This window comes from Aquabacterium sp., from assembly GCF_016195855.1.
GTDB lineage: Bacteria > Pseudomonadota > Gammaproteobacteria > Burkholderiales > Burkholderiaceae_C > Aquabacterium.
In genome coordinates this window covers 932,709-946,471 of the sequence record NZ_JACPYU010000003.1, presented here as the reverse complement: position 1 = coordinate 946,471, position 13,763 = coordinate 932,709, and the positions used below count along the sequence as shown (strand labels likewise).

General features: G+C 63.3%; 12 protein-coding genes. 9 read left to right on the top strand and 3 right to left on the bottom strand.

Going from position 1 to position 13,763, the window contains the following annotated elements; all coding sequences use genetic code 11:
• Positions 1-66 precede the first annotated feature (66 nt).
• The 3 genes from metH to HY019_RS05680 form a co-directional block, all read right to left on the bottom strand.
• Positions 67-2,811 (bottom strand): methionine synthase, encoded by a 2,745-nt coding sequence (gene metH, locus HY019_RS05690; protein ID WP_290689188.1) that lies wholly within the window; start codon positions 2,809-2,811, stop codon positions 67-69.
• 253 nt (positions 2,812-3,064) lie between these two features.
• Positions 3,065-3,301 (bottom strand): DUF465 domain-containing protein, encoded by a 237-nt coding sequence (locus HY019_RS05685; RefSeq protein WP_290689058.1) that lies wholly within the window; start codon positions 3,299-3,301, stop codon positions 3,065-3,067.
• An 87-nt stretch (positions 3,302-3,388) separates the two neighbouring features.
• A complete protein-coding gene (locus HY019_RS05680) occupies positions 3,389-4,750 on the bottom strand; it encodes a patatin-like phospholipase family protein (RefSeq protein ID WP_290689056.1) in 1,362 nt (453 codons plus the stop codon).
• A 177-nt stretch (positions 4,751-4,927) separates the two neighbouring features.
• On the opposite strand from HY019_RS05680, the gene recA reads away from it, so the two are divergent.
• From recA to HY019_RS05635, 9 genes are all read left to right on the top strand, one after another.
• Positions 4,928-5,986 carry a recombinase RecA gene (gene recA, locus HY019_RS05675; protein WP_290689054.1) on the top strand — a complete coding sequence of 353 codons (1,059 nt, stop codon included), beginning with the start codon at positions 4,928-4,930 and terminating at the stop codon, positions 5,984-5,986.
• 130 nt (positions 5,987-6,116) lie between these two features.
• Positions 6,117-6,563: a recombination regulator RecX gene (gene recX, locus HY019_RS05670; RefSeq protein ID WP_290689052.1), complete on the top strand. Its 447-nt coding sequence runs from the start codon at positions 6,117-6,119 to the stop codon at positions 6,561-6,563.
• 175 nt (positions 6,564-6,738) lie between these two features.
• Positions 6,739-7,899 carry an ADP-forming succinate--CoA ligase subunit beta gene (sucC, locus tag HY019_RS05665; RefSeq protein WP_290689050.1) on the top strand — a complete coding sequence of 387 codons (1,161 nt, stop codon included), beginning with the start codon at positions 6,739-6,741 and terminating at the stop codon, positions 7,897-7,899.
• Positions 7,900-8,015: 116 nt separating this feature from the next.
• Positions 8,016-8,909, top strand: coding sequence for a succinate--CoA ligase subunit alpha (gene sucD, locus HY019_RS05660; protein ID WP_290689049.1), 894 nt, complete (start codon positions 8,016-8,018; stop codon positions 8,907-8,909).
• 95 nt (positions 8,910-9,004) lie between these two features.
• The gene (locus HY019_RS05655; RefSeq protein WP_290689048.1) at positions 9,005-9,706 is read left to right on the top strand and encodes a TerC family protein; all 702 of its coding nucleotides are present in this window, start codon (positions 9,005-9,007) and stop codon (positions 9,704-9,706) included.
• A gap of 5 nt (positions 9,707-9,711) precedes the next feature.
• Positions 9,712-11,253, top strand: coding sequence for a serine/threonine-protein kinase (locus tag HY019_RS05650; protein WP_290689186.1), 1,542 nt, complete (start codon positions 9,712-9,714; stop codon positions 11,251-11,253).
• A 68-nt stretch (positions 11,254-11,321) separates the two neighbouring features.
• Entirely contained in the window at positions 11,322-12,122 is an 801-nt protein-coding gene (locus HY019_RS05645) for a Stp1/IreP family PP2C-type Ser/Thr phosphatase (RefSeq protein ID WP_290689046.1), read from the top strand.
• A 35-nt stretch (positions 12,123-12,157) separates the two neighbouring features.
• The gene (locus tag HY019_RS05640; RefSeq protein ID WP_290689044.1) at positions 12,158-12,886 is read left to right on the top strand and encodes an FHA domain-containing protein; all 729 of its coding nucleotides are present in this window, start codon (positions 12,158-12,160) and stop codon (positions 12,884-12,886) included.
• Between the two features lie 30 nt (positions 12,887-12,916).
• On the top strand, positions 12,917-13,732 hold the full coding sequence (locus HY019_RS05635; protein ID WP_290689042.1) for a 3',5'-cyclic-nucleotide phosphodiesterase: 816 nt from the start codon (positions 12,917-12,919) through the stop codon (positions 13,730-13,732).
• The last annotated feature ends 31 nt before the right edge of the window (positions 13,733-13,763 follow it).

The window sequence follows — 13,763 nt, the reverse complement described above, 5'->3', positions numbered from 1 at the left end:
GATCTTGCGTCGTTTGTAAGTGAACGAAAGCCAGGCTTCAAGAAGTCGATGAAGCCGTGAATTCGATCACAGCAGTGGCGCCAGGGCCTTTGCCGCTTGCTCGTGCGACAGGCCCATGCGCAGCGCCCAGTCTTCCACCTGGTCGCCGGCGATCTTGCCCACATTGAAGTAGGCCGCTTCGGGGTGCGCCATGTAGAAGCCGCTCACGCTGGCGGCCGGCATCATGGCCAGGCTCTCGGTCAGGTGCATGTGGATGTCGTGGGCGTCCAGCACCTTGAACATCTCGCGCTTGACGGTGTGGTCCGGGCAGGCAGGGTAGCCAGGGGCCGGGCGGATGCCGCGGTACTGTTCCTTGATCAGCGCGACGTTGTCGAGTTGCTCGCCTGCGGCATAGCCCCAGAACTCCTTGCGCACACGCTCGTGCATGCGCTCGGCAAAGGCTTCGGCCAGGCGGTCGGCCAGGGCCTTGAGCATGATGGCCGAGTAGTCGTCTTCATGGCCCAGGAACTCCGCTTCCTTTTTCTCGATGTTCAGGCCGGCGGTGACCGCGAACATGCCGATGTAATCGGGCTTAGCTTCGCGCGGCGCGATGAAGTCGGCCAGCGAACGGTTGGGGCGTTTGACCCCATCGACCACGGGACGCTCGGTCTGCATGCGCAGCGGGCACCAGCTCATCAGCACCTCGCTGCGCGATTCGTCGCGGTAGATCTCGATGTGGTCGTCCTGCACCGTGTTGGCGGGGTACAGCGCGATCACGCCATTGGCCGTGAGCCAGCGGCCATCAACGATCTTCTTGAGCATGGCCTGCGCATCGGCGTAGACCTTCTTGGCTTCCTCGCCCACGATCTTGTCTTCCAGGATGGCGGGGAAGGGGCCAGCCAGGTCCCAGGTCTGGAAGAAGGGGCCCCAGTCGATATAAGGCGCGAGCTCGCCCAGGTCGTAGTTCTTGAACACGCGGCGGCCGATGAACTTGGGCGCGTCGGGCGTGTAGGTGGCAAAGTCCGCCTGGTGCTTGTTGGCGCGAGCTTCGGCCAGCGTCACCATGGGCGTAGCCTTCTTGTTGGCATGCTGCACGCGCACGCGCTCGTAGTCGGCATTCAGCTCGGTGATGTAGGCCTCCTGGCGCTCCGGGCTGAGCAGCTCCGAGCAAACACCCACGGCGCGCGAGGCATCGGGCACATACACCACGGGGCCGCTGTAGTTGGGTGCGATCTTCACGGCGGTGTGCACGCGCGAGCAGGTCGCGCCGCCGATCAGCAGCGGCGTCTTGCGATCGCGGAAATACGGGTCGCGCTCCATCTCGGCTGCCACGTACTGCATCTCTTCCAGCGAAGGCGTGATCAGGCCCGACAGGCCGATGATGTCCGCGCCCACTTCCTTGGCCTTGTCGAGGATGTCCTTGCACGGGACCATCACGCCCATGTTGACCACCTCGAAGTTGTTGCACTGCAGGACCACGGTCACGATGTTCTTGCCGATGTCGTGCACATCGCCCTTCACGGTCGCGATCACGATCTTGCCCTTGGCCTTGGCATCACCGCCGCCTTCGATCAGCAGCTTCTTTTCTTCTTCGATGTAGGGCAGCAGATGGGCCACGGCCTGCTTCATCACGCGGGCGGATTTCACCACCTGCGGCAGGAACATCTTGCCTGCACCGAACAGGTCACCCACCGTGTTCATGCCGGCCATCAGCGGGCCTTCGATCACGTGCAGCGGGCGCCCGCCACCGGCCTTGATCTGCTGATAACACTCTTCGGTGTCAACGGTGATGAAGTCGGTGATGCCATGCACCAGGGCGTGGCTCAGGCGCGCCTCCACGGTGGCAGGGTGTTCGGGGGTGCCACGCCAGGCCAGCTTGGCACTGTCGTCCTTGGCCGAGCCCTTGACCTGCTCGGCAATGGCCAGCAGGCGCTCGGTTGGCGTCAGGCTGGTGTCCTCACCTTCCTTGAACACGGGCTGGCGGTTGAGCACGATGTCTTCGACCAGCTCGCGCAGGTTCGCGTCCAGGTCGTCGTACACGCCCACCATGCCGGCGTTGACGATGCCCATGTCCATGCCCGCCTGGATGGCGTGGTACAGGAACACGGTGTGGATGGCTTCGCGCACGGGCTCATTGCCGCGGAAGCTGAAGGACACGTTGGACACACCACCCGACACCTTGGCGCCCGGCAGGTTCTGCTTGATCCAGCGCGTGGCGTTGATGAAGTCCACGGCGTAGTTGTCGTGCTCTTCAATGCCGGTGGCGATGGCAAAGATGTTGGGGTCGAAGACGATGTCCTCGGGCGGGAAACCCACCTCATCCACGAGGATGCGGTAGGCGCGCTCGCAGATCTCCTTCTTGCGCGCGAAGGTGTCGGCCTGCCCTTGTTCGTCAAAGGCCATGACCACGGCGGCCGCGCCATAACGCTTGACCAGCTTGGCCTGTTCCTTGAAGTTGGCTTCGCCTTCTTTCAGCGAGATCGAGTTGACGATGCCCTTGCCCTGCACGCACTTGAGGCCCGCCTCGATCACGTCCCACTTGGACGAGTCGATCATGATGGGCACGCGGGCGATCTCGGGCTCGCCGGCAATCAGGTTCAGGAAGCGCACCATGGCGGCCTTGCTGTCCAGCATGGCCTCGTCCATGTTGATGTCGATGACCTGGGCACCGTTCTCGACCTGCTGGCGTGCCACGGACAGTGCGTCCTCGAAGCGGCCTTCCAGGATCATCCGGGCAAACGCCTTCGAGCCCGTCACGTTGGTGCGTTCACCCACGTTCACGAACAGCGTGCCCTGGCCGATGTGCACGGGCTCCAGGCCGGACAGGCGCATGGGGGCCACGGCAGAGGCGGAGGGCAGGGCGCCGGTGGGCGCAGCGGAGGTGGGGCCGGATGGGGCGGAGGTGGGCTCGGTCATGCCCCGCATTTTACGAGGCACTGGCCCTGTTCCGGCGGTGCGGCACGCCCTGAATGCGTGGCCCGCAAAAAGGAAAGGGCGCGGTGCTTGTGGCACCGTGCCCCGAGGCGCTGTCGGCCTACCCGATCAGGTAGCGAGCAGCAATTGCCTTAAACGTTGCCGCCCGAGATCAGGCCTTCAGCAGGGTGTAGAGCTCGTCCTTGAGGGAAACGCGCTGCTGCTTCTTTTGTTCCAGTTCGGTGCTGGAGCCGTGCTCCACACCGGTTTCGAGCCGGACGATGGCCTTGTCCAGGTCTTCGTATTCACGTTCCAGCTTGGCGAAATGCGTATTCGAGGTCTTCAGCGCGTGGATCTTGTCCTTGAACTCAGGAAAGTCCTTGGCCAGCGGGTGGTGCTCTTGAATCATTCGTGTGTCCTCAGTTTGTCGGTCAGTCAGCGTTGATCGCGACAACCTCATCTTGGGGTTTGCACGGGGTTGGCGCCTTGCGGTAGATCAAGCCTTGTGCCCCGGTGCCAGGAAGATCGCGTCGATGTCGAAGGTGCTGTGGCGACCGACCTCCCCGCGGTGGGCGGTCAGCCAGTGGCTGGCGGCCTTGTGCCCCAGGTGATGCAGCTCCTGCAGGAAGGCCCAGTCGGTGTTGAATTTGCTCGATGCGTTGTAAGGCAGCATGCCCGGGTCGTCGGCCACCATGTGCATGTGCAGGTTCTTGTAGCGCTCGGGGTCGAGTTTTTCGTCCTTGAGCAGCTTCTTGACGAAGGAGATGGCCCGCATCTCGCTGATCAGGCTGGCATTGAAGGTGATCTCGCTGAGCCGGTCGATGATGTCGATGCTGCGCGTGGGGTTGTCGTCGCGGCGCAGCGGGTTGATGCGCACCAGCATGATGTCGCTCAGCTCCGTGTTGTAGATCAGCGGATAGAGCGCGGGGTTACCGGTGTAGCCGCCGTCCCAATAGGGCTCGCCATCGATTTCGACCGCCTGAAAGACAAAGGGCAGGCAGGCCGAAGCCATCAAGGCGTCCAGCGTCAGCTCTTCGGCCGTGAACACGCGGGCCTGGCCGGTGTGCACCGACGTGGCCGTCACGAACAGCGGGATGCCGCAGTGCTGGCAGCCGGTGTGAAGTGCGTTGACGTCCACATGCCTGTTCAGCACGTCCTTCAAAGGGTTGAGATTGAGGGGGTTGAACTCGTAGGGGCTGAACGAGCGCATGAACAGGTTCAGCCATTGGTAGGCCGGAAACTGGTCAAAGTTGAACTGGTTCTTGATCAGGCCGTTGGATTGGATGGTCAGGGGCGAGAACAGCGGGCCGTGCTGGCTGACATCGCGCCAGAAATCGTGCAGGGCCTTTTGCGCATGCTTGCGGGCCGCCGACTCGTTGCCATCCTTGAAGCCTTTCACATAGCCGCTGAGCAGCACTGCGCCATTGAGTGCGCCCGCGCTGGTGCCTGACAGGCCCGCGAAGTCCAGGCCGTCTTCATCCAGCAGGCGGTCGATCACGCCCCAGGTGAAGGCGCCGTGCGAGCCGCCGCCTTGCAGCGCCAGGTTGATGCGGGGTCGCCCCAGCGGCGCGGCGGGGGCCTTCTGGCGGGTGGGCTTGCCAACGGGCTTGGTGCTGGGCTTGGTAGTGGACTTGGTGGGGGCGGGCGGTGTCTTGGCCTTGATGAGGGCTTTGCCTGCTGGCTTGACGGGTGTTTTGACAGGTGCTTTGGCAAGCTTTTTGGCAGGGGCTTTGGCCGCCGTCTTCGCTGCTGCCTTCCCTCCAGCTTGGGTGGCGGGCTTGCTGGCCGGGCGCGCGAGAGGCTTGCTGGCGCTGGCCGAAGGCGCTTTTTTTCTGCTGGCGGGGGGGGAACGCTTCATGCAGGCAGTCTAGTCCTAATTGCTGCGCTGCAGCAAAACTGTATGAAATCCTGGTGCACATCCCCCGTAGGGGCGATCAAAAATTTTTCTACAGGTACTGTACAAACATCCAGGCTTTGCCATAATGGCGCTCACATTCAACAACCCGCATCCACGGAAACCAACGGAGTCACACGCATGGAAGCCACCACCAAGTCCGCCCTCAGCGCCGAAAAAGCCAAGGCCTTGCAAGCCGCACTGGCCCAGATCGAAAAGCAGTTCGGCAAGGGTTCCATCATGCGCCTGGGTGAAGGCGAAGTCGTGGAGGACATCCAGGTGGTGTCCACCGGCTCCCTGGGCCTGGACATCGCCCTGGGCGTGGGTGGCCTGCCCCGTGGTCGCGTGGTCGAGATCTACGGTCCGGAATCGTCCGGCAAGACCACGCTGACGCTGCAGGTCATCTCCGAAATGCAGAAACAGGCTGGTGTGTGCGCCTTCATCGACGCCGAGCACGCCCTGGATGCCCAATACGCGCAAAAGCTGGGCGTCAACCTGCAGGATCTGCTGATCTCCCAGCCCGACACCGGCGAGCAGGCCCTGGAAATCGTCGACGCGCTGGTGCGCTCCGGTTCGGTGGACCTGATCGTGGTCGACTCGGTCGCTGCCCTGACGCCCAAGGCCGAACTCGAAGGCGAAATGGGTGACGCCTTGCCCGGCCTGCAGGCCCGTCTGATGAGCCAGGCCCTGCGCAAGCTGACCGCCACCATCAAGAAGACCAACTGCATGGTCATCTTCATCAACCAGATCCGCATGAAGATCGGCGTGATGTTCGGCAGCCCCGAGACCACCACCGGCGGTAACGCCCTGAAGTTCTACGCCTCCGTGCGCCTGGACATCCGTCGCATCGGCTCCATCAAGAAGGGCGACGACATCATCGGCAACGAGACCAAGGTCAAAGTGGTCAAGAACAAGGTTGCACCGCCCTTCAAGACGGCCGAGTTCGACATCCTCTATGGCGAAGGCATCAGCCGCGAGGGCGAAATCATCGACTTGGGCGTGACCGCCAAGATCGTTGACAAGGCCGGCGCCTGGTACGCCTACAACGGCGAGAAAATTGGCCAGGGCAAGGACAATGCCCGTGAATTCCTGCGCGAGAACCCCGAGCTGGCCCGCGAGATCGAAAACAAGATCCGCGAGTCCCTGGACATCGCGCTGCTGCCGCCCGCCGCTGCCGCAGCCGATGCTGGCCAGGCGTAATCCCAGGCGAGGGGATGCTGAAGTGGCGTGCCGCCCTTCAGCCTCAACCGAGTCCGGCGTCGGCGCTGATTTCGCCGATGGCGCCGCCGCCGCCTCAGCGCCAGAGCCCGCACGTGCCACGAGGCGCGGCATGCAACTGTCCTTGAAGGGGCGGGCGCTCAAGTACCTGGCCGCACGCGAGCACTCCCGCGTGGAGTTGATGCGCAAACTGGCCGCGCACGCCGAATCGCCCGAGCAAATTGAGGCTGTGCTGGACGAACTGGAGGCCAAGGGCTTGCTGTCAGCCCAGCGCTTTGCGGAATCCATGCTCCATCGCAAGGCAGCCCGTTATGGCGCGGCCCGCATCCAGGCCGAGCTGGCCCAGCACCAACTGCCCCCCGACATCGCCCGAGAGGCCACCCAGGCCCTGCGCGACACCGAATTCGAGCGCGCCCACGCGCTTTGGGCGCGTCGCTACGGTGAAATCCCTGAAACGCCTGAAGAAAAAGCACGCCAGATGCGGTTTCTCGCAGGGCGGGGGTTCTCTGGCGAGGTGATCCGCCGCGTCGTTCGTGGCGAAGGTTTCACACAATCCTGATCTGCGCACCCGCCTTGCCGTCAGGCCTTTTTTGTTCTCAAGGCCTGCGGTGCTATGCTGGTTGCTGCACTGCAAACAAGTAACCCTGTGAGCAGCGCGTCCGCCCAAACCCGATCGGTTTGGGCGGCTTTTGTCATGTTCGGTAAGAACGCAACACCATCCTGCGAGTTCCCCCATGAAGATTCATGAGTACCAAGGCAAAGAGATCCTGAGCCGATTCGGTGTGCCGGTCCCAAGAGGTATCCCGGCATTTTCTGTAGACGAGGCAGTGGCTGCTGCGCAAAAGCTGGGCGGCCCGGTCTGGGTGGTCAAGGCCCAGATCCACGCAGGTGGTCGCGGCAAGGGCGGCGGCGTGAAGGTCGCCAAGTCACTGGATGACGTCAAGCGTCTGGCCAGCGAGATCCTGGGCATGCAGCTCAAGACCCACCAGACCGGCCCCGAGGGCCAGAAGGTCAACCGTCTGTACATCGAAGACGGCGCTGACATCCAAAAGGAATACTACGTTTCAGTCGTGACCGACCGTGGCACGCAGAAAGTCGCTTTCATCGCTTCGAGCGAAGGCGGCATGGACATCGAAGAAGTCGCGCACAGCACGCCTGAGAAGATCATCACGGTCTTCATCGACCCGCTGGCCGGCCTGACCGACGCGCAGGCTCAGCAGATCGCCGATGGCATCGGCATGCCAGTCGATTCGCAGGCCCAGGCCAAGGACATCTTCAAGAAGCTGTACCAGTGCTACATGGAGACCGACGCGTCGCTGGTGGAAATCAACCCGCTGAACCGTGATGGCAAGGGCAATGTGATCGCCCTGGACGCCAAGTTCAACTTTGACGCCAACGCGCTGTTCCGCCACCCCGAAATCGTGGCCCTGCGCGACCTGGACGAAGAAGACCCCGCCGAAATCGAAGCCTCCAAGTTCGACCTGGCCTACATCCAGCTCGACGGCAACATCGGCTGCCTGGTCAACGGCGCCGGTCTGGCCATGGCCACCATGGACACCATCAAGCTGTTCGGCGGCGAGCCTGCCAACTTCCTGGACGTCGGCGGTGGCGCCACGGCCGAGAAGGTCACCGAAGCCTTCAAGATCATGCTCAAGAACCCTGACGTCAAGGGCATCCTGGTCAACATCTTCGGCGGCATCATGAAGTGCGACACGATCGCTGACGGCGTCATCACGGCCTGTAAGGCTGTGAACTTGAATGTGCCTCTGGTTGTCCGCATGAAGGGCACCAACGAAGACCTGGGCAAGAAGATGCTGGCCGATTCCGGCCTGCCCATCATTGCCGCCGACTCCATGGCCGAAGCAGCGACCAAGATCGTTGCCGCCGTGGCCTGACGACCCACCCCCGAAGCGCCTGCGGCGCTCCCCCTCAAGGGGGCGTCGCCAGCAGCCCGGCAAAGCCGGTTCTGCGGCGCCCGCTGGGTTTCATATCTTCGAGCTAGGTACCAATCATGAGCATTTACATCAACAAAGACACCAAGGTCATCACCCAAGGCATCACGGGCAAGACCGGTCAGTTCCACACCCTCGGCTGTCAGGCCTACGCCAATGGCAAGAACGCCTTCGTCGCCGGTGTGAACCCCAAAAAAGCGGGCGAGAAGTTCGCTGACATCCCCATCTTCGCCAGCGTGAAAGACGCGGCCAAGGAAACCGGCGCCACCGTGTCGGTGATCTATGTGCCGCCCGCTGGTGCCGCCGACGCCATCTGGGAAGCCGTCGAGGCTGACCTGGATCTGGTCATCGCCATCACCGAAGGCATTCCTGTGCGCGACATGCTGATGGTGCGCAACAAGATGAAGGCCAAGGAAGCCGCCGGTGGCAAGAAGACCTTGCTGCTGGGCCCCAACTGCCCTGGCCTGATCACGCCCGACGAAATCAAGATCGGCATCATGCCCGGCCACATCCATCGCAAGGGCCGCATCGGCGTGGTGTCCCGCTCGGGCACCCTGACCTATGAAGCCGTGGCGCAGCTGACCGAACTCGGCCTGGGGCAATCCAGCGCCGTGGGCATCGGTGGCGACCCCATCAACGGTCTGAAGCACATCGACGTGATGCGCGCCTTCAATGACGACCCCGATACCGACGCCGTCATCATGATTGGCGAAATCGGCGGCCCGGACGAAGCCGAAGCGGCCCAGTGGTGCAAGGCCAATATGAAGAAGCCCATCGTCGGCTTCATCGCCGGTGTCACGGCCCCTCCGGGCAAACGCATGGGCCACGCCGGTGCGCTGATCTCGGGTGGTGCCGACACGGCCGACGCCAAGCTGGCCATCATGGAAGAGTGCGGCTTCAAGGTCACGCGCAACCCGTCCGAAATGGGCCGCATCCTGAAGTCGCTCATCTGACAATGTTGCAGAGTCTGTGTATTCCTGGGTGACACGTCCGGGAAACCAATCCAATCAGCCCCTACACTCAGGGGCTGATTCTTTTTTGTAGCGACATGGAAGCATTGATGACCCCGGAGTTCTGGCTCGCCGTTGGCCAGATCGTGATGATCGACATCCTGCTGGGGGGAGATAACGCGGTGGTCATTGCACTGGCCTGCCGCAATCTGCCGCCGGAGCTGCGCACCAAGGGCATCATCTGGGGCACCGCGGGCGCGATCGCGCTGCGCGTCGTGCTGATCTTCTTTGCCATGTCCCTGCTCAAGCTGCCCTACCTGAAGCTGGTGGGCGCCTTGCTGCTGCTGTGGATCGGCATCAAGCTGCTGGTGCCTGAAGACGATGACCACGGCAAGCTGCAAGCCAGTGACCGCCTGCTGGGCGCCATCAAGACCATCATCGTGGCCGACTTCGTGATGAGCGTGGACAACGTCATCGGCATCGCCGGTGCAGCGCAGGGCGCGGGCCACGAGGGCCATCAGATGCCCCTGGTGATCTTCGGCCTGCTGGTGAGCATCCCCATCATCGTGTGGGGCTCCACCATGGTGCTCAAGCTGATGGACCGTTTCCCCATCATCATCACGGCTGGCGGCATGCTGCTGGGCTGGATCGCCGGCACGCTGGCTGTCAGCGACCCCGTGGCCTTGCCCTATGTGCCGGATGCGGCCTCCACCCGTTATTTCGCGGGTGTGCTGGGGGCCTTGCTGGTGCTGGTGGTGGGTACCGTGCTGGCCAAACGATCTGACTCAACGGAGGCGTGACCCTGATGCAGTCGGCCCTGCTCGCGATCATTCTGGCGCTGCTGGTGCTGATCGGCGTCGGGCTGCTGCTGTGGCTCTTGCGCCAGCGTCGCCAGGCCCCCCTGGCCCACAACGGTTTCGTGCACACACGTCCGGTGTTCGCCGATACCGATCCCGTCACGGGGGCGAGCCCGCAGGCGAAAGCATCGCTGCACCAAGGCGCCGACCCCGATGAAGACGCCGGCCCCGAGACCGTGTTGTCCTACCTCGATACGCCCAGCAACTCGGCCTTCCAGTCTCAGTTCTCCAACAGCATGCCTTCGCTGTTCCACGAGGATTTTGCCTCCAGCACGATGCCGCAAGCCTTGATGAACCTCGGCCCCCACACGCCCACCGAGCAGATGGGTGTGCAGCGCATCCAGCGCGCCATGCAGGCGCTGGGCGACGGGCCGGTGGACCAGGCCTGGCAGACCATGCAGGGCTTCTTTCCGGATGCCAGCAACCGGCACGCCGCGCTGGAGACGCTCGAGCGCATTGCCATCGCCTTCGAAAGCGAGGCCCGCTACGACTGTGCGCGCGATGTCTACGAGCACATCGCCGACATCGACCCGCAATGGCACCAGGTCAAGGTGCGCCTGATGCGCGTCCGTGGCCTGGCCCAGGTGGCCACGGCCAATACCTGGGGCACCGTGCCGGCCCGTCCCATGCCGCAAGTGGCCCAGGGCCAGATGGGCAAATACCTGGTCGAAAAGCAGATTGGCAAGGGCGCCATGGGAGCGGTGTTTCTGGGTTACGACCCGGCCACGGACCGCAAGGTGGCGCTCAAGACCATGGCGCTGGCCCAGGAGTTCAGTGGCGCCGAGCTGGCCGATGCCCGTAACCGCTTCCTGCGTGAGGCCGAGATGGCGGGGCGCCTTCAGCACCCGGACATCGTCAGCATCCTCGATGCCGGCGAGCAGGACGGCGTGGCCTACATCGCCATGGAACTGGTCGATGGGGTGGACATGAGCCACTACGCCCATCCCGATCGCCTGCTGCCGCTCAACCAGTTGCTGCCCATCATGGCGCGGGTGGCGGATGCCCTGGCCTACGCCCACACCCGTGGCGTGACCCACCGCGATATCAAGCCGGCCAACATCATGGTCGACCTGGGCCGCGGCACCGTCAAGGTCATGGATTTTGGCGTGGCGCGCGTGGCCGATGCCACCCGGACCCGCACGGGCGTGGTGTTGGGCACGCCCACCTTCATGTCGCCCGAGCAGTTGTCCGGCCAGACCATCGATGGGCGCAGCGACCTGTACTCGCTGGGGGTGGCCCTGTTCCAGTTGCTCACCGGGCAGTTGCCTTACCGCAACGATTCCATGGCCGCCCTGATGCGGGCCATTGGCCGCGAAACAGCACCCAATGTGTGCAGCATCAGGCCCGATCTGCCGCCCGCCCTGGGTGATATCGTGGCCCTGGCCCTGGAGAAACACCCCAACACGCGCTATGCCACCGGCCAGCAGATGGCCGAAGACTTGCGTGCCGTGGCGCAATCACTGCAAGGTGTGGATCTGGACCTGGGTTGACACCCTCCATTCATGCCTAGCCGACATCCCTGATCCCCTCACCATGAAAACCCAGCGACAATCCCGCCATGGACTTTGAGTTCTTTAGCCAGACCGACACCGGGCGGGTGCGATCCAATAATGAAGACTCCATCGCCGTGGACGAAAGTTGCGGCGTGGCGGTGCTTGCCGACGGCATGGGCGGTTACGCGGCAGGTGAGGTCGCCAGCGGCATGGCCTGCGATTTCATCAAGAGCGAGCTGGGCCGCTGGCTGCACGAGGCCTCCAGCAATGCCAGCGATGGCGATGTCAAGCGCGCGATGGATATCTGCGTCGACAACGCCAACCGGGCGATTTTCGGGGCGGCCAATTCCAACCCGACCTATGCCGGCATGGGCACCACCCTGGTTCTGGCGGTTTTCCGGTCGGGTCGCCTGTTATTGGGACATATTGGTGATTCGCGCGCCTACCGCTGGCGAGATGGCCAGTTGCAGCAGATCACAAAAGACCATTCGTTACTGCAAGAGCAGATCGATGCTGGCATCCTTACGCCGGAGCAGGCTCAGTACGCCGCCAACAAGAACCTGGTGACGCGGGCCTTGGGGGTCGAGGATCTGGTCCTGATGGAAACGCATCTGCACGATATCCAGTCTGGCGACATCTATTTGATGTGCTCGGACGGGCTGTCCGATATGCTGCGAGATCAGCAGATCGCCGAGGTAATGGCCGCCCACACCAGCTTGTCCGATATGGGCGCCGCGCTCGTGGCCGCGGCCAACGACGCGGGTGGTCGGGATAATATTGCCGTCGTGCTGGTGCGTGCACAGGGAGTGGCCGATCCGGCGCCGAGGTCCTGGTGGCCTTTCAAGCGTCTGAGCGGTTCAAATTAAACGCCAAATAGAGATCAATACCCGAGAGGTTCCGAATGGGAAAACTGGTCGTCTCGCTAGACGGGGTCGTCATCAAAGAAGTCCAAATCACCAAGGACAAAACCTCGCTTGGGCGCCGCCCATATAACGACATCGTGATCGACAACCTGGCGGTCAGCGGCGAGCACGCCGTGCTGCAACTCGTTGGCAACGATGTCTTCATCGAAGACCTCAACAGCACCAACGGCACCTATATCAATGGGAAAGCCGTCAAGAAACAGCTGCTGCAGCACAACGACACGGTCGAGATCGGCAAGTACAAGATCAAGTACCTGGTCGAAGAGGGTTCTGATTACGAAAAGACCATGATCATGCGGCCGGGTACGCCCCTGCCCACGGCCATGTCATCCGCCCAGGGCGGTTTGAGCGTGGGCGGCGCATCGTCGTCCGTGCCCCAGGCGGCATTTGGCAGCACCATGGGTGCGGCCACGCTGGGCTCCGGCTTCGGCGGCCTGGCGGCGCAGTCGCCCGCGTCCATCAAGGTGCTCAATGGCGCGGCTGCTGGTCGCGAAGTGGCCTTGACCAAGGTCGTGACCACCGTGGGCAAGCCCGGTGTGCAGGTGGCCTCGATCACCAAGCGCCCAGGCGGTTATGTGTTTGCCCACGTGGAGGGCGGCGCGCGCCCCACCGTGAACGGCAACCCCGTGGCGGGCGACCCCGTGCACCTCAAGAATGGTGACGTGATCGAGTTGGCCGGCACGCAGATGCAATTCGTGCAGGCCTGATCAGGTGGGCTGCCAGCCAGGAGCCCCTTCATGATCCGCGTATTGGGTTGTTCCGGGTCGATCGCAGCGCGCTGCCACACCACGGCCTTCCTGCTGGATGACGACATCCTGCTGGATGCGGGCAGTGGCGTGGGCGAGTTGCGCCTGGATGAGCTGGCGCGCATCGACCACATCCTGCTGAGCCACAGCCACCTGGATCACATCCTCAGCATCCCCTTGCTGGCCGACAGCGTCATGAAGCTGCGCGCCGGCCCCCAGGGCAGCATGAGTGATTTGCGCCCGATCCATGTCTACGCCCTGCCGGAGACGCTGGAGGCCATGCGCCGCCACATCTTCAACGGCGTGATCTGGCCGGACTTCACGCGTTTGCCCAGCGCCGCACACCCCATCCTGGTCTTCCACGAATTCACCGTGGGCCAGGTGCTGACCTTCCCTGCGCGCGGTGGCATGGCCGACCGCCAGATCCACGTGCTGCCCGCGGCCCACACCGTGCCGGGCGTGGGGTTTGGGGTGGACACGCCTCAAGGCTGGTGGGTTTTCTCGGGTGATACCGGGCCCAACCCCGCTTTGTGGAAGGCCTTGAACGGCCAGCGCATCGCGCAGCTCGTCATCGAAACCGCTTTCGGCGATGAAGAGGCGCACCTGGCCAAGATCAGCGGGCACCTGTCGCCCCAGAGCCTGGCCCAGGAGCTGGCGCAACTCGATGGCGAGGTCAGCGTCTACATCACCCACCCCAAGCCGGGCGAGGTGCCCTCGGTGCTGGCGCAGATCCGCGCGCTGGACACCCGGCACCGCATCGAGCCGCTGCGCGAAGGCCAGCGCTTCAATGTGCCGGTTGAGGACTGACAAATTTTGTCAGTCCTTTGGGGGGGGTTGA